The 15,817-nt window shown below is 66.2% G+C and carries 17 protein-coding genes; 12 read left to right on the top strand and 5 right to left on the bottom strand.

Annotation, left to right across the window (positions count from 1 at the left end):
* Window positions 1-13 precede the first annotated feature (13 nt).
* Window positions 14-649 (bottom strand): MarC family protein, encoded by a 636-nt coding sequence (locus ACK59X_RS23800; RefSeq protein ID WP_409960845.1) that lies wholly within the window; start codon window positions 647-649, stop codon window positions 14-16.
* Window positions 649-1,395: an SDR family oxidoreductase gene (locus ACK59X_RS23795; protein ID WP_409960844.1), complete on the bottom strand. Its 747-nt coding sequence runs from the start codon at window positions 1,393-1,395 to the stop codon at window positions 649-651. The genes ACK59X_RS23800 and ACK59X_RS23795 overlap by 1 nt, the downstream gene beginning before the upstream one ends.
* A gap of 110 nt (window positions 1,396-1,505) precedes the next feature.
* On the opposite strand from ACK59X_RS23795, the gene ACK59X_RS23790 reads away from it, so the two are divergent.
* The 3 genes from ACK59X_RS23790 to ACK59X_RS23780 all read left to right on the top strand — a co-directional run bounded on the left by ACK59X_RS23790 (window position 1,506) and on the right by ACK59X_RS23780 (window position 3,823).
* Entirely contained in the window at window positions 1,506-2,198 is a 693-nt protein-coding gene (locus ACK59X_RS23790; RefSeq protein ID WP_409960843.1) for a dienelactone hydrolase family protein, read from the top strand.
* Between the two features lie 4 nt (window positions 2,199-2,202).
* A complete protein-coding gene (locus ACK59X_RS23785) occupies window positions 2,203-3,102 on the top strand; it encodes an amidohydrolase (RefSeq protein ID WP_409960842.1) in 900 nt (299 codons plus the stop codon).
* Between the two features lie 94 nt (window positions 3,103-3,196).
* Window positions 3,197-3,823: a chalcone isomerase family protein gene (locus ACK59X_RS23780; protein ID WP_409960841.1), complete on the top strand. Its 627-nt coding sequence runs from the start codon at window positions 3,197-3,199 to the stop codon at window positions 3,821-3,823.
* A gap of 14 nt (window positions 3,824-3,837) precedes the next feature.
* On the opposite strand, the gene ACK59X_RS23775 is transcribed toward ACK59X_RS23780, so the two are convergent.
* From ACK59X_RS23775 to hemB, 3 genes are all read right to left on the bottom strand, one after another.
* A complete protein-coding gene (locus tag ACK59X_RS23775) occupies window positions 3,838-5,376 on the bottom strand; it encodes a methyl-accepting chemotaxis protein (RefSeq protein WP_409960840.1) in 1,539 nt (512 codons plus the stop codon).
* Window positions 5,377-5,558: 182 nt separating this feature from the next.
* Window positions 5,559-6,677, bottom strand: a complete 1,119-nt coding sequence (locus ACK59X_RS23770; protein ID WP_409960861.1) for a magnesium transporter CorA family protein — start codon at window positions 6,675-6,677, stop codon at window positions 5,559-5,561.
* A 29-nt stretch (window positions 6,678-6,706) separates the two neighbouring features.
* A complete protein-coding gene (hemB, locus tag ACK59X_RS23765) occupies window positions 6,707-7,717 on the bottom strand; it encodes a porphobilinogen synthase (RefSeq protein ID WP_409960839.1) in 1,011 nt (336 codons plus the stop codon).
* Window positions 7,718-7,975: 258 nt separating this feature from the next.
* Here hemB and ACK59X_RS23760 point away from each other — a divergent pair, with 258 nt between their 5' ends.
* From ACK59X_RS23760 to ACK59X_RS23720, 9 genes are all read left to right on the top strand, one after another.
* Window positions 7,976-8,404: a CopD family protein gene (locus ACK59X_RS23760; RefSeq protein ID WP_409960838.1), complete on the top strand. Its 429-nt coding sequence runs from the start codon at window positions 7,976-7,978 to the stop codon at window positions 8,402-8,404.
* Window positions 8,405-8,418: 14 nt separating this feature from the next.
* Window positions 8,419-9,516, top strand: a complete 1,098-nt coding sequence (locus ACK59X_RS23755; protein ID WP_409960837.1) for a VanZ family protein — start codon at window positions 8,419-8,421, stop codon at window positions 9,514-9,516.
* A gap of 54 nt (window positions 9,517-9,570) precedes the next feature.
* A complete protein-coding gene (locus tag ACK59X_RS23750) occupies window positions 9,571-9,933 on the top strand; it encodes a (2Fe-2S) ferredoxin domain-containing protein (RefSeq protein ID WP_409960836.1) in 363 nt (120 codons plus the stop codon).
* Window positions 9,934-10,024: 91 nt separating this feature from the next.
* A complete protein-coding gene (locus ACK59X_RS23745; protein ID WP_409960835.1) occupies window positions 10,025-10,666 on the top strand; it encodes an alpha/beta hydrolase in 642 nt (213 codons plus the stop codon).
* 96 nt (window positions 10,667-10,762) lie between these two features.
* Window positions 10,763-11,932 carry a D-alanyl-D-alanine carboxypeptidase family protein gene (locus ACK59X_RS23740; protein WP_409960834.1) on the top strand — a complete coding sequence of 390 codons (1,170 nt, stop codon included), beginning with the start codon at window positions 10,763-10,765 and terminating at the stop codon, window positions 11,930-11,932.
* A gap of 286 nt (window positions 11,933-12,218) precedes the next feature.
* On the top strand, window positions 12,219-12,596 hold the full coding sequence (rpsL, locus tag ACK59X_RS23735) for a 30S ribosomal protein S12 (protein WP_010104110.1): 378 nt from the start codon (window positions 12,219-12,221) through the stop codon (window positions 12,594-12,596).
* A gap of 162 nt (window positions 12,597-12,758) precedes the next feature.
* Window positions 12,759-13,232: a 30S ribosomal protein S7 gene (rpsG, locus tag ACK59X_RS23730; RefSeq protein WP_005798541.1), complete on the top strand. Its 474-nt coding sequence runs from the start codon at window positions 12,759-12,761 to the stop codon at window positions 13,230-13,232.
* A gap of 150 nt (window positions 13,233-13,382) precedes the next feature.
* The gene (fusA, locus tag ACK59X_RS23725) at window positions 13,383-15,485 is read left to right on the top strand and encodes an elongation factor G (protein WP_409960833.1); all 2,103 of its coding nucleotides are present in this window, start codon (window positions 13,383-13,385) and stop codon (window positions 15,483-15,485) included.
* Window positions 15,486-15,661: 176 nt separating this feature from the next.
* Window positions 15,662-15,817, top strand: a 156-nt coding sequence (locus tag ACK59X_RS23720) for a GTP-binding protein (RefSeq protein WP_409960860.1), incomplete at its 3' end; no start/stop codon positions are given.

The raw sequence follows: 15,817 nt of genomic DNA, 5'->3' as shown, positions 1-15,817 counted from the left end.
CGTGCGGGGAAGATCAACGCGCCACCAGCACCGGGAACAGCTTGCCCAGGCCGTCGGCCATCACCTCCACGGCCAGCGCGGCGAGGATCAGGCCCATGAGCCGCGTCATCACGTTGATGCCGGTCTTGCCGAGCACGCGCGCGATCGGGTCGGCCAGCGAGAAGCACACGGCCGTGGCCAGCGCGATCACCACGCCATAGCCCACCAGCGCCACCTGCTGCCAGATGGTCTGGGCGCGGTCGGCATAGATCACCACGGTGGACATGCTGGCCGGCCCCGTGAGCAGCGGAATGGTCAGCGGCACCACGGCGATGCTGGAGCCTGCGGCCGCCTTCTCCACGCCTTCCTCCAGCTCGTTCGTCAGGGGTTTGGCCTCGGCCGGCTGGGCGTTGAGCATGTTCATCGCGCTGATCAGGAGCAGCATGCCGCCGCCCACCTGGAAGCTCTGCAGCGAGATGTTGAAGAACTCCAGGATCTGCAGGCCCAGCAGCGCACAGGCCGCGATCACGCAGAACGAGGCCAGCGCCGCCGTGCGGATGGTGGCGCGCCGCTGCGCCGCCGAAAAGCCCTGCGTGTAGTGGATGAAGAAGGGCACGATGGCCAATGGGTTCACGATGGCCAGCAGCGTGATGAGCGGTTTCAGATCCATCAACGGCCTCCAGAAACGTCGAGAAAACTCATGGTGGTGTAGGGCGAGGCATCCGACATCAGCCATGCGATGGCCTGAGCCACCTCTTCGGCCGTGCCGCCGCGCTGCATGGGCACCTGGTGCGCCAGGTCGCGCACGCGGTCAGGCAGGCCGCCGCTGGCGTGGATGTCGGTCTCGATCAGCCCCGGGCGCACGGCGTTCACGCGGATGCCCTCCGCTGCCACCTCGCGCGCCAGGCCCAGGGTGAAGGCATCGATGGCGCCCTTGCTGGCCGCATAGTCCACGTACTGGTGGGCCGAACCCAGGCGCGACGCGGCGCTCGACACATTCACGATGGAGCCGCCCGCGCCGCCATGGCGCGTGCTCATGCGGCGCACGGCCTCGCGGGCGCAGACGATGCTGCCGATCACATTGGTCTCGAACATGCGGCGAAGGCGCGCCACGCCCATCTCGTCCACGCGCTGGGTGGTATCGACCACGCCCGCGTTGTTCACCAGGGCCGTGAGGCGGCCGAGCTGCGCATCCACGGCGGCAAACATCGCCAGCACCTGATCTTCATGGGCCACGTCGCCTTGCACCGCAATGGCCCGGCCGCCCTGCGCGCCAATCTGTGCCACCACGGCCTCGGCGGCGGCCTGGCTGGCCTGGTAGTTCACGGCCACGGCCCAGCCCTGGCGGGCGGCCAGCAGCGCGGTCGCAGCACCAATGCCCCGGCTGCCTCCCGTGATCAATGCAACTTTGTCCAAATCGGTGTCTCCTGCAAGAATGGGGCATTACAGCATTCCCCGGGGCCTTTGCGACCCGGGTTCGTCCCTCTTTTCCCCTTTGTCCGGTTTTGTCTTCAAGGAGTTGCAGCATGGGTCAATTTGTCGATCTGAAATCCGCTGACGGTTTCGTCTTTCCTGCCTGGGTGGCTGAGCCCGACACGGCACCGCGCGGAGCCATCGTGGTCCTGCAGGAAATCTTCGGGGTCAACCTGCACATCCGCGCCGTGGCCGACCGGCTGGCCGCGCGTGGCTACCTGGCCGTTGCGCCTGCCACCTTCCACCGGGTGCAGCAGGGCGTGGACCTGGGCTACACGACCGAGGACGTATCGGCCGGCGCAGCGCTCAAGGCGGCGGTGGAAGGCCTGGCTGCGCCCGGCGTGCTGCCGGATATCCAGGCCGCCATCGACTACGCGGGCCAGCGCAGCGGCCGCAAGGTGGGCGTGGTGGGTTTCTGCTGGGGTGGGCTGCTGACCTGGCGCGCAGCCTGCCTGCTCCAGGGCCTGTCGGCCGCCGTGCCTTACTACGGCGGCGGCATGACCAGCGAGGCCGAGGCCGGCCGCACGCCCCAGGTGCCGGTGCTCGCCCATTTCGGCCAGCGCGACAAGCACATCCCCGTGGATGGTGTGCAGGCCTTCGCGCGTGCACATCCCGAGGTGGAGGTGCACATCTACGAAGCCGACCACGGCTTCAACTGCGACCAGCGCGGCAGCTACGACGAAGCCGCGGCCCTGGCCGCGCGCGACCGCACGCTGGCCTTCTTCGACAAGCACCTGGCGGGCTGACACCATGGCCAGACACCTTTCTCGGCTGGGTGGCCTTCTGGTGGCCGCCTGCCTGGCTGGCGCCGTGCAGGCCGCCGACTACAACGGCCCGCTGTTCGACGCGCACCTGCACTACAACGAAGAGGCCTGGAACGGCCAGAACGGCCCGCACCCGCCGGCCGACGTGATCGCGCGCATGAAGGCCTCGGGCGTGCGCGCCATCGTGGCCAACTCCCGGCCCAACACGGGCTCGCTGGCGCTGGCCGCATCGAAGGAGGTGCGCGATGCCGGCATCGCCGTCGTGCCCTTCGTGCGCCTGTACCGCAACCGCGACGACTACAGCAACTGGTTCCGCGACGAGACCATCTACGAGATGGTGCAGGCCGAGCTTGCCAAGGGCACGGCCTCGGGCCCTTACAAGGGCATCGGCGAGTTCCACCTGTACGACAGCGCCAACGCCGATGGCTCCGTGGCCAAAAAGCTCATGGTGCTGGCCGAGCAGCGCGACCTGGTGGTGCTGGCGCATGTGGACGATGTGGCCATCGACCTGCTCATGGCCAACACGCCTTCCAAGGGCCAGAAAGTGCGCCTGTTCTGGGCGCACACCGGCATCGGCGGCGCGCCGGTGGAGCGGGTGGACGCGCTCATGGCGCGCTACCCGGGCCTGGTGGGCGAACTCTCCTACCGCCCGGGCCTGGTCTGCGACAACGAGCAGCTGTGCCCCGCCTGGCGCGCGCTGCTGCTCAAGTACCCCACGCGCTTCGTGATCGGCTCGGACACCTGGGTCAACCAGCGCTGGCAGCACTACGAGGCGCTCATGAAGGGCTACCGCAGCTGGCTCGGCGGCTTGCCGCCTGCCGTGGCGCAGGGCGTGGCGTTTGGCAACGGTGCTGCCTTGTTCGGCGTGCCTGTGCCAAGCAGATAGGGCATTCTGGCGCACTCTGGCCTATGATTTCCGCGCAGGCGCGGCGCGGCCAGGGCTTTTCTGACGTGCCGGCCCGCATTGCGGAGACATGCCCTTGAAAACAAGCACAACAACCTTTCCCACCCATTCCCGCAGCCGTCCCGTGGCCCGCAGCGCCTGTGCCCTGGCATTGGCGGCCGCCAGCCTGGGCTTCGTGGCGCCTGCCATGGCGGCCACGGCCTTCGAGCCGACCCAGAACGTGCAGGGCACCCCGCTCGTGCTGCAGGGTGCGGGCACACGCTACCGCGCCGTGTTCAAGGTCTACGACATGGCGTTGTACCTGCCCAGGAAGGTGCGCACGGCGGACGAGGTGCTGGCTGCCACCAGCGGGCCGGTGCGCTTGCAGTTCGTGGCCCAGCGCGACATTCCGGGCACGGATCTGGGGCTGTCCTTCATCAAGGGCCTGTCGGCCAACGCCACGCCCGACCAGATCCGGCGCCACACGCCGTCGAGCAACCGCCTGGTCGAAATCTTCTCGGGCCGCAGCAAGCTGGCCTCGGGCGACACCTTTGCGATGGAGTTCGTGCCCGGCAAGGGAACCACCTTCTACATCCAGGGCCAGGCCCAGGGCGCCCCCGTGGGGGATGCCGAATACTTCGGCATGGTGCTGCGCATCTGGCTCGGGGCATCCCCGGTGGACCACCAGCTCACGGACGCCGTGATGGCCTCTGGTCCTACCTGACCGTGCTGCCACGCTCAGATGCGGAAGCGGTTCACGCTGTCCGAGAGGGCCACGGCCTGTTCGTGCAGGTTCTCGGCCGCGGCGGCCGACTCCTCGACCAGCGAGGCATTCTGCTGTGTCATGCGGTCGAGTTCGGACACGGCCGTGTTCACCTGGGCGATGCCGTTGCTCTGCTCGCCGGTGGCGAGGGTGATCTCCTGCAGCAGCGCATGCACTTCCTGCACGGCACTGACCACCCGGTCCATGGTGTTGCCGGCATTCTCCACCTGGCTGGCGCCGGCCTGCACCTGCTCGACGGAGGCTTGGATCAGCACCTTGATCTCGCGCGCCGCCTCGGCACTGCGGCTGGCCAGGCTGCGCACCTCGCCGGCCACCACTGCAAAGCCACGGCCCTGCTCGCCGGCCCGCGCGGCCTCCACCGCGGCGTTGAGTGCAAGGATATTGGTCTGGAAGGCGATGGAGTCGATCACACCGATGATGTCGGCGATGCGCCGCGACGATGCGGTGATGCCGTTCATGGTGTCCACCACCTGAGAGACGGCCTGTCCGCCCAGAGTCGCGACCTCACTGGCCACGGTGGCTCGGGCAGCCGCCTGGCGCGCAGCCTGTGCGTTGTGCGTGACCGAGCCGGTCAGCTGCTCCATGCTGGCGGCGGTCTGCTCCAGGTTGGCGGCCGTGCTCTCGGTGCGGCTGCTCAGGTCCATGTTGCCGCCGGCGATCTGCTCGCTGGCCTGGGCCAGCCGGTCGGTGGCTTCGCGCACGGTGCGCAGCGTGTCCGTGAGATCGTCCGACATGGCTTTCATCGCGCCCAGCAGCGCGCTGATCTCGTCACTGCCCTCCACCACGATCTGCTGCGTGAGGTCGCGCCCGGAAATGGAGCGCGCCACGCGGATGGCATGGTTCAGTCCGCGTGACACCGTGCGGTACACGTTGCGCACCATCAGCAGGTTGAGCGCCAGCGCCATCGCAATCACCAGGGCCGTGCGGCCCAGGCTGGAGAGAAAGCTGGCGCGCAGGTCGTCGGTGTACACCCCCGAGCCCACCACCCAGCCCCAGGGCGCAAAGCCCTTCACGTAGGACACCTTGGGGGCCGGCTTCTCCTGCCCGGGCTTGGGCCATTGGTATTCGACCACGCCGCCCCCGTCGGGCCGGCTGGCGCGCTGGCCGGAGAGCACGAAGATGGCGTTGCCATCCGGGTCCTTGACGCCCGAGGCATCCTTGCCATCGAGCTCGGGCCGGAACGGGTGCATCAGGACATTCGCCCGATTGTCCTGCACCCAGAAATACTCCTGGCCCGCGTAGCGCGCGGCCTTGAGCGCCTGCAGTGCCAGTTGCTGCGCCTGCTCGCGGGTGTGGGTGCCTGCGGCTTCCAACTGCTGGGCCCAGGCGACGACGGAATGGGCCACCTCCACGTTCTGGCGCACCGCCGTCTCGCGGCCCGAGCGGTTGAGCTGGTATTCCACGTTGAGCTGGTAGCCCGATGTGGTGATCAGGACGGCGGTGCTGACGGCCGCCATCAGGCGCAGCCTGCCGGCAATGGATAGGGATTTCATGGGCATGCACAAAGGTTGGAAACGGCAGGTGCGTCGGCCCAGGTGGGTGGGAAACCTGGGGCTGGCGCCGTTGGGTAACCAATTGCAACATCCATGGCCCGCGCGGCCCTTGATGAAGATCAAGCGCGCGGAATTTGGCGGTGGCCTGTGCGCTGCAGAGCGCACAGCAGGGGGCAAGCGGCTCAGGAGCCCGTGCGTGCCAGGTAGCGCTTGCGCCAGAAGACGGCAACCAGCACGACCGCGATGGTGATCATCGAGCCCATGGCCCACCAGAAGCCGTCCTGCTTGTGGATCAGCGGGATGAACTCGAAGTTCATGCCGAAGATGCCGGCGATCAGGTTCAGCGGCAGGAACACGGCGGTGAGTGCCGTGAGCGTGCGCATGATGTCGTTGGTGCGGTTGCCCTGCACCGAGAAATGCATCTGCACCGCGGTCTCGGTGTTCTGCTCCATGCGGTGCACGTGGTGCACCACACGCTCGATGTGCTCGAGCACGTCGCGGCTGCGCACCTTGAGCAGGTCCAGTTCGCGCAGGCCGGCCGTCGTCTCGGGCACGGCCCAGGTCTCCAGCGCGTCGATCCAGTCCTGCACGGCGGTGCGCTGGTCTTCGCAGATCTCGTCCAGGGCATGCAGGGACAGGCGCGCCTCCAGCAGCGAGCTCCAGTTGACATAGCGCGCCCGGGGCTTGAGCAGCTCGGTCTGCCAGTGCTCCAGCTGGCGCGCGATTTCGCGGCGCAGGTCCAGGTAGGCGTCGACCATGAGGTTCACCACCCGAAGCATCAAGTCGGCGGGCGAGGCGGGCTTGCGCACACCCGAGGCCGTGGGATTGGCCCGGCCCTCGCGCGGGTCGCTGGGCGCAGGCGCCAGCAGGCGGGCCGCATAGGCGTCGCGCACGCTGCAGTCGCCGGGGTGCACCGTGAGCAGCACATTGTCGAACACGGCAAAACCGACGGCGCTGGTGTCGATGCGCCGCAGCACCGGCGGGCCGCCACGCCGGGGAGGGGTGGGCGGGGCCACGGCATCTTCGCCCGGGGGGGCCGTAGTCAGGCGGCGGAACACCAGCAGGTCGTACTGCGAGGTGTAGTCGTAGTGCGAAGGCAGCTGTGTGTTCAGCAGGTCGGCCACGTGCAGGTCCACCAGTTGCAGCCCGGTCAGCCGCAAGAGGGCGGCCTGCACCTCGGCCAGTTGGGCCTGGAAGACCGGCCGCGCGCAGGCGATCCAGACATAGCCCTGGGCCGGAGGTTCGGCGGGGATGGCGTCGAGTTCCTGCGCCCCGCTGCTCTGGATATGGAAGATGCGCATGGATGCTGGCAGATCGGCCACGTCAGATGCTATCGGTTCAGGAGCAGCCGCGCCGCATCGCGTGCGAAGTAGGTCAGCACGCCATCGGCGCCTGCGCGCTTGAAGGCGAGCAGGCTTTCCATCATCACCGCGTCGTGGTCCAGCCAGCCGTTGGTGGCGGCGGCCTTGAGCATGGCGTACTCGCCGCTCACCTGGTAGGCGAAGGTGGGCACGCGGAACTCGTCCTTCACGCGGCGCACCACGTCCAGGTAGGGCATGCCGGGCTTGACCATGACCATGTCGGCCCCCTCGGCGATGTCCAGGGCCACCTCGCGCAGCGCTTCGTCGGTGTTGCCCGGGTCCATCTGGTAGACGTTCTTGTCGGCCTTGCCCAGGGCGCCACGCGTGCCCACCGCATCGCGGAAGGGGCCGTAGAAGGCGCTGGCGTACTTGGCGCTATAGGCCATGATGCGCGTGTGGATGTGGCCCTGCACCTCCAGCGCTTCGCGGATGGCGCCGATGCGCCCGTCCATCATGTCGCTGGGCGCGACGATGTCCACGCCCGCCTCGGCATGTGTGAGCGCCTGGCCGGTGAGGATCTCCACGGTGTCGTCGTTGATGATGTAGCCGGTGTCGTCGAGCACGCCGTCCTGGCCGTGGCTGGTGTAGGGGTCCAGCGCCACGTCGGTCATCACGCCCAGGGCCGGGAACTCCTTCTTGAGGGCGCGCACCACGCGCGGGATCAGGCCGTCGGGGTTCAGCGCCTCCTTGCCATCGGGTGTCTTCAGGGCCGGGTCGATGGCCGGGAACAGCGCCAGCACCGGGATGCCCAACTGCACGCAGTCCTCGGCCACGGGCAGCAGCAGGTCCAGGCTCAGCCGGTCCACGCCGGGCATGGAGGTGACGGCCTCGCGGCGGCTGTTGCCTTCGTGCACGAACACCGGGTAGATCAGGTCGTGCGGCGTCACGCGGTGCTCGCGCACCAGGTTGCGGGTGAAGGCATCGCGGCGCAGGCGGCGAGGGCGGTTCTGCGGAAAGGGGGCGGGGCTGGGAAGGTGCATGGGGAAAATTGTGCCTCAAGCCCGCCGGCAGTGGCCCGGAGGGTCGTTTCCCGGGGTGCCAAACCCTGCTTGTATGCCCCGCAGGCTGGTGCTAAATTGATTCCGGGCAGCTTGCTGCCCCCCGCTTTTCCTCCCTGAGCGGGGCCCTGGGCTGCCGCAATGCGGGCAGGGCTTTCGAAGCCCGGCAGATTTTTGCCGGGCTTTTTTTTGCGGGCGGCCCTGGCCTGCCAGATACCCTTGCACCCTTAAACTGCACCCATGCTCTGGGTCAAAGCCTTCCATATCGTCTTCATCGCCAGCTGGTTCGCCGGCCTGTTCTACCTGCCGCGCATCTTCGTGAACCTGGCCATGGTGGCGCCGGGATCGGTGGCGGAGCGCGAGCGCCTGGTCCTCATGGCGCGCAAGCTGTTGCGCTTTACAACCTTGCTGGCGGTGCCGGCGCTGGCGCTGGGCGCCTGGCTGTGGATGGGCTATGGCATCGGCCGCGGGCCGGGCAATGGCTGGATGCATGCGAAGCTCGCGGTGGTGGTGCTGGTGATCGGTTACCACCACGCCTGCAGCGTGCTGCTGCGCAAGCTGGCCGACGGCACGAGCCGCCGCAGCCACCGCTGGTTCCGTTGGTTCAACGAGGTGCCGGTGCTGCTGCTGGTGGCCGCCGTGGTCCTGGTCGTGGTCAAGCCCTTCTGAGGCGCCGGGCGCCCGTGTACAAGAGCTCCGCCGGCCCCCTGGCGCTGATCCATGCGGCGCTGATCGTCTTTGCCAGCCTGTTCCCGTTCGACGGCTGGCGCGCGCAAGGCATCGACCCCTGGGTCTTCTTGGTCGCGCGCATGCCCCCGCCCTATTGGACCGGGTTCGACGTCGTCTCCAACTTCGTGGGCTATGCGCCGCTCGGGTTCCTGCTGGCGCTGGCGCTGATGCGCATGCAGTGGCGCTGGGGCGCCTGGGTGCTGGCCACGCTGGCCGGTGTGCTGCTGTCGCTCAGCCTGGAGTTTCTGCAGATCTACCTGCCCCGGCGCGTGCCCTCCAACATGGACCTGGCGCTCAACTCGGCGGGTACCCTGGTGGGCGCCCTAACGGCGGCGGCGCTTGAGCGCCTGGGTGCCATCGACCGCTGGAGCGATTTCCGTGACCGCTGGTTCGTGCAGGACGCGCAGGGTGCCCTGGTGCTGCTGGCGCTGTGGCCGCTGGCGCTGCTGTTCCCGGCGGCTGTGCCTTTCGGCCTGGGCCAGGTGCTGGAGCGGCTGGAGGGTGCGCTGGTCGAGACCCTGGCCGACACCCCGTTCCTCGAATGGCTGCCCATGCGCGACACCGCGCTTGACCCGCTCTCGCCGGGGGGCGAGTTGCTGTGCGTGACGCTGGGCCTGCTCATCCCCTGCCTGCTGGGCTACTGCGTGATTCGCCAGGCCTCGCGCCGGGCTTTGTTCGCCCTGGCAGTGGTGGTGACCGGTGTGGTGCTCACGGCGCTGTCGGCCGCGCTCAGCTGGGGCCCGGCCCATGCCTGGGAATGGATGGGCCTGCCGGCGCGCGTGGGGGTGTGGGGCGCGCTCGGCCTGGCGGTGGTGCTGCTGGCCGTGCCGCGGCGGGCCTGCGCGGCGCTGCTGCTGCTGGTGCTCGTGTGGCACCTGGGTCTGCTCAACCAGGCACCTACCAGTGCCTACTTTGCCCAGACTCTGCAGGCCTGGGAGCAAGGCCGCTTCATCCGCTTCTATGGACTGGGCCAGTGGCTGGGCTGGGTCTGGCCCTATGCGGCGCTGGCCTATGTGGTGGCGCGCGTGGCCCGGCGAGACGGCCCTGCCTGACCTTTTGGGGTTATGGGCCTAGGCCCTGCGGGGCACCGCTCCTAAAATGGCAGCATGAGCGACACCCCCACGACGACACCGGCAGCACAGCCGGGCTACTACCAGCGCCACATCTTCTTCTGCCTGAACGACCGCACCAACGGCGAAGACAGCTGCGCGCACCACGGTGCGCAGGCCGCGTTCGACCGCTGCAAGTCGCAGGTGAAGGCTGCCGGCCTGTCCGGCGCCGGCAAGGTGCGAGTGAACAAGGCCGGCTGCCTGGACCGCTGCGCGGGTGGGCCCATCGCCGTGGTCTACCCCGAGGCGGTCTGGTACACCTTTGTGGACAACGCCGATATCGATGAGATCGTCGAGTCGCACCTCAAGAACGGCCAGGTGGTGGAGCGTTTGCTCACGCCGCCGGAACTTGGCCGCTGATTTCCATTCAGAGCGCTTTCGATTCTCTTGATTTCAGGCCGCCTGCCTTGTCCTTTCTGAGCAGGCTGCTATTGACCTGGTAGCAAACTCCGTGAATTCCCAGACCGAACGCCTGACCCTGACCGGTGCCGCCGGCACCATCGAGGCGGTGCGCGACGCCGCCATCGTGCCCGAGGGCGCGGCCCCGCGCGGCATCGCCGTCATCGCCCACCCCCATCCGCTGTTCGGCGGCACCATGGACAACAAGGTGGTGCAGACCCTGGCGCGCGCCTTCGTGCACAGCGGATGGACGGCGGTGCGATTCAACTTCCGCGGCGTGGGTGGCAGTGCCGGCACCCACGACGAGGGCCGGGGCGAAGCCGAGGACTTCCTGGAGGTGGTGCGCCAGGCCGCGCCCGAGGGGCCGCTGGCCCTGGCGGGCTTCTCCTTCGGTGCCTTCGTGACCAGCCATGCCCTGGCGCAGCTCTGGGGCCAGCGCTCCATCGAGCGCGTGGTACTGGTGGGCACGGCGGCCAGCCGCTTCACCGTGGCCCCGGTGCCGCCCGAGGCGCACGAGCGTACCCTGGTCGTGCATGGCGAGCAGGACGACACCGTGCCCCTGGCGGCCGTGATGGACTGGGCGCGCCCCCAGATACTCCCTGTGACAGTCGTTCCCGGTGGGGGGCATTTCTTTCACGGACAATTGCCGCTCTTGAAAAACCTGGTGACCCGCCACCTGCTGGCCGGGGCCTGAGGCTCCGCTGCCCGCCAGCGCTCAATGCCCGTTTTTTGCCGCTTCACGCTGCTTTCTGCTGTTTTCTTTCCTTTTCTCACCCGAATGCCCGTTTCCATGAAGTCCTTTTTGCCCACGCTGCGCTCCGTTGTCCTTGCTGCAGTGCTCGTGCCTGCCGCCCTGTGGGCGCAGGTCCAGGCCCCGCAGCCGCCCGAGATCGCCGCACGCAATTACCTGCTGCTGGACATCACGGCCGGGCAGGTGCTGGCTGCCAAGGACATCGATGCGCCCGTGGAGCAGGCCTCGCTGACCAAGCTGATGACCGGCTACCTGGTGTTCGATGCCTTGCGCGCCAAGAAGATCGCCCTGGACCAGAAGCTGCCGGTGAGCGTGCTGGCCTGGAAGATGCCCGGCTCGCGCATGTTCATCGACCCCAAGATGCAGGTGCCGGTGGACGACCTGATCAAGGGCATGATCGTCCAGTCGGGCAACGACGCCACCATGGCGCTGGCCGAAGGCGTGGGCGGCACGGCCGAAAATTTCGTGAAGCTGATGAACGACCAGGCCAAGGCCTTGGGCATGAAGAGCACGGCCTACAAGAACCCCGAGGGCCTGACCGAACCAGGCCACACCACCACGGCGCGCGACCTGGGCGTTCTGGCCAGCCGGCTCATGAAGGACTTCCCGGAGTACATGCACTACTACGCCACCAAGCAGTACAGCTACCCGGGTACCCCCGTCTCCAATGGCAACAACCGCAACTCCCTGCTGTTCCGTGATCCCACGGTGGATGGCCTCAAGACCGGCCATACCGCAGCCGCCGGCTACTGCCTGGTGGCCACGTCCAAGCGTGAATTCCCCAACGTCGGCCAGCGCCGCCTGCTGTCCATCGTGCTGGGTGCTGCCAGCGAGAACGCGCGCGCGAATGAAAGCCAGAAGCTCCTGAACTGGGGCTACACGGCCTTCGAGGCGGTCAAGCTGTTCGATGCGGGTCAATCCGTGGCGACACCCACTGTATGGAAAGGCACGGAAAACACCCTCAAGATCGGCCGCAGCGAAGCCATCGTGGTGGCCGTGCCCTCGGGCAGTGCCGGCAAGATCAAGACCGAGATCGCCCGCCCCGACCCGCTGGTGGCGCCCTTCACCAAGGGCCAGGCCGTGGGCTCGCTGAAGGTGGTGCTGGGCGACCAGGCCGTGGCCGAGGTGCCCCTGGTGGCGCTGGACGGGGTGGAACAGGCCGGCATCCTGGGGCGTGCCTGGGACGCTATCCGCCTCTGGATTAAATAAAGTACAACCCCCTGAGGCGCTGACGCGCCTTCACCCCTTCTCTCGAATGGCTGCGCCATTCGGGAAGGGGGACGCAGCCCGTGCGGCGGGGCGGCCCTTGCACGGCTGCCCTGGCCTGGGCCGCGCGCTTGCAAAGGCGGCGGGCGATGTTGGCGTACCGGGAGCGGTTTTAAGGGGAAAGCCGTGCGGCACTTGCCCGCTGGGAGTCATGCTGCTACATTAGAAGGCTTTTCGGAAATTCCGAAGGGTTTCACGTTTTCGTTTTTTACGTTTAGGGACGTATTTCATGCCAACCATCAATCAACTAGTCCGTCAGGGGCGCGAGGTCGAAAAGATCAAGTCCAAGAGCCCTGCGATGGAGAACTCTCCCCAGCGCCGCGGCGTGTGCACCCGTGTGTACACCACGACGCCAAAGAAGCCTAACTCCGCTCTGCGCAAGGTCGCCAAGGTTCGCCTGACCAACGGCTTCGAAGTCATTTCCTACATCGGCGGCGAAGGCCACAACCTGCAGGAACACAGCGTGGTGCTGGTCCGCGGCGGTCGTGTCAAGGACTTGCCCGGTGTGCGTTACCACATCGTGCGCGGTTCTCTGGACCTGCAAGGCGTGAAGGATCGCAAGCAGGCCCGTTCGAAGTACGGTGCCAAGAAGCCAAAGGCCAAGTAAGCCCTGGCAGTTGTGTCTGAAACGGTGTTTGATTCGCCTGGCAGGCGCAGTCAAACGAAGTGACCCCAAGCGCGGACTGTTCCGTGTGGGTCGAGTAAGTGGGGTTCTGATGAATCTCGCGGTGTCTGAAAAGATGCCAACTGAAGCAATATGAGGTGAAAAATGCCACGTCGTCGCGAAGTCCCCAAACGTGAAATCCTGCCGGATCCCAAGTTCGGCAATGTAGAGCTGTCCAAATTCATGAACGTGATCATGGAAGGCGGCAAGAAAGCTGTTGCAGAGCGCATCATTTACGGTGCCCTGGAACTGATCGAGAAGAAGCACCCTGACAAGGACCCGCTGGAAGCATTCACCGTTGCCATCAACAACGTGAAGCCCATGGTCGAAGTGAAGTCCCGCCGCGTCGGCGGTGCCAACTACCAGGTGCCCGTCGAAGTGCGCCCCGTCCGCCGCCTGGCCCTGTCCATGCGCTGGATCAAGGAAGCCGCCCGCAAGCGCGGTGAGAAGTCGATGGCCCAGCGTCTGGCCAACGAGCTGCTGGAGGCCACCGAAGGCCGTGGCGGTGCCATGAAGAAGCGTGACGAAGTGCACCGCATGGCCGAAGCCAACAAGGCGTTCAGCCACTTCCGCTTCTAAATCGACGAACCACCTTCGTCGCCAAGCGCAAGGCTGCCGGCATTCTTGCCTGCAGCCTTGTGGCGATTGAGGTGGTCACAAAATTGACGGGTTGCAGCGCCACAATGCTGGGCCCTTCCCCTGAATAACACGACCCATCAAGGATCCACCATGGCTCGCAAGACTCCCATCGAGCGCTACCGCAATATCGGAAACTCGGCCCCCATTGACGCTGGCAAGACCACGACCACCGAACGTATCCTGTTCTACACGGGCGTGAGCCACAAGATTGGTGAAGTGCACGACGGCGCTGCCACCATGGACTGGATGGAACAGGAGCAAGAGCGCGGCATCACGATCACCTCGGCTGCCACGACCTGCTTCTGGAAGGGCATGGACAACTCCTACGAAGAGCACCGCTTCAACATCATCGACACCCCCGGTCACGTGGACTTCACGATCGAAGTGGAACGTTCGATGCGCGTGCTCGACGGCGCCTGCATGGTGTACTGCGCCGTGGGCGGCGTGCAGCCGCAGTCGGAAACCGTCTGGCGCCAGGCCAACAAGTACAAGGTGCCTCGCCTGGCCTTCGTGAACAAGATGGACCGTACCGGTGCCAACTTCTTCAAGGTCTACGAGCAGATGAAGCTGCGCCTGAAGGCCAACCCTGTGCCCGTGGTGATCCCGATCGGCGCCGAAGACAAGTTCACCGGCGTGGTCGACCTGCTCAAGATGAAGGCCATCCTGTGGGATGAAGCCTCGCAGGGCATGAAGTTCAGCTACGAAGAAATCCCGGCCGACCTGGTGGAATCCGCCAAGGAATGGCGCGAGAAGATGGTGGAAGCCGCTGCCGAAGCCTCCGAAGAGCTGATGAACAAGTACCTGGAAGAGGGCGACCTCTCCGAAGCCGAGATCAAGTTCGGCCTGCGTACGCGCACCATCGCCACGGAAATCCACCCGATGCTGTGTGGCACGGCCTTCAAGAACAAGGGTGTGCAGCGCATGCTGGACGCCGTGATCGACTACCTGCCAGCACCGACGGACATTCCTGACGTGACCGGCACGGACGAAGACGAAAAGCCCGTCACCCGCAAGGCGGATGACAACGAGAAGTTCTCGGCACTGGCATTCAAGCTGATGACCGACCCGTTCGTGGGTCAGCTGACCTTCGTGCGCGTGTACTCCGGCGTGCTGAGCAAGGGCGATACCGTCTACAACCCCATCAAGGGCAAGAAGGAACGTATCGGCCGTATCGTGCAGATGCACGCCAATGAGCGCATGGAAGTGGAAGAAATCCGCGCCGGCGACATCGCTGCCTGCGTGGGCCTGAAGGACGTGACGACCGGCGAAACGCTGAGCGACATCGACTCCCAGATCATCCTGGAGCGCATGGTGTTCCCTGAGCCCGTGATCACGCAGGCTGTGGAACCCAAGACCAAGGCCGACCAGGAAAAGATGGGCATCGCCCTGCAACGCCTGGCTGCCGAAGATCCATCCTTCCGCGTGAAGACCGACGAAGAATCGGGCCAGACCCTGATCGCCGGCATGGGCGAGCTGCACCTGGAAATCATCGTGGACCGCATGAAGCGCGAGTTCGGCGTGGAGTCCAACGTGGGCAAGCCACAAGTGGCCTACCGCGAAACCATCCGCAAGACGGTGGAAGAAGCCGAAGGCAAGTTCGTGCGCCAGTCCGGCGGTAAGGGCCAGTACGGCCACGTCGTGCTCAAGATCGAACCCAACGAAGCCGGCAAGGGCATCGAGTTCGTCGACGCGATCAAGGGCGGTGTGGTTCCTCGCGAATTCATCCCGGCCGTGGAAAAGGGCATCAACGAAGCCGTCACGCAAGGCGTGCTGGCCGGCTACCCTGTGGTCGACGTGAAGGTCACGCTGCACTTCGGTTCGTACCACGATGTGGACTCGAACGAACTGGCGTTCAAGATGGCTGCCATCTTCGGCTTCAAGGAAGGCTGCCGCAAGGCCGGTCCCGTCATCCTGGAACCCATGATGGCCGTGGAAGTGGAAACGCCTGAAGACTACGCCGGCACCGTGATGGGTGACCTGTCCTCCCGCCGCGGCATGGTCCAGGGCATGGACGACATCCCAGGCGGTGGCAAGGCCATCCGCGCCGAAGTGCCTCTGTCGGAAATGTTCGGCTACTCGACCTCGCTGCGTTCCGCCACGCAAGGCCGCGCCACGTACTCGATGGAATTCAAGCACTACAGCGAAGCGCCTCGCAACGTGTCGGAAGCCATCATGGCTGCCCGCGCCAAGTAAGCAGCTCGCAGAGATCGCCGCCAGTGCCTGCTTTCAGGCCTTGGCGGCTTTTTCCCTCTTTCGCAAGTTTTTGCAGTCTGCGATCCGGTGCCGCCCCGTTGCCTGTGCAGGGCGAACCAGCAACCGGATGCAGACGTTAAACCACAACACAGGCATTGCTCTTTGGAGAACTGAAAATGGCAAAAGGTAAATTCGAACGGACCAAGCCCCACGTCAACGTGGGTACGATCGGCCACGTGGACCACGGCAAGACGACCCTGACGGCGGCCATCGCCACGGTGCTGTCGGCCAAGTTCGGCGGCGAAGCCAAGGCATACGACCAGATCGACGCA

The sequence above is a fragment of the Acidovorax sp. genome (genome assembly GCF_046339755.1).
In the GTDB taxonomy this organism is placed as follows: Bacteria; Pseudomonadota; Gammaproteobacteria; order Burkholderiales; family Burkholderiaceae_C; genus Acidovorax.
The sequence above is the reverse complement of the archived record's forward strand: the minus strand, read 5'-3'. Positions and strand labels throughout refer to the sequence as shown.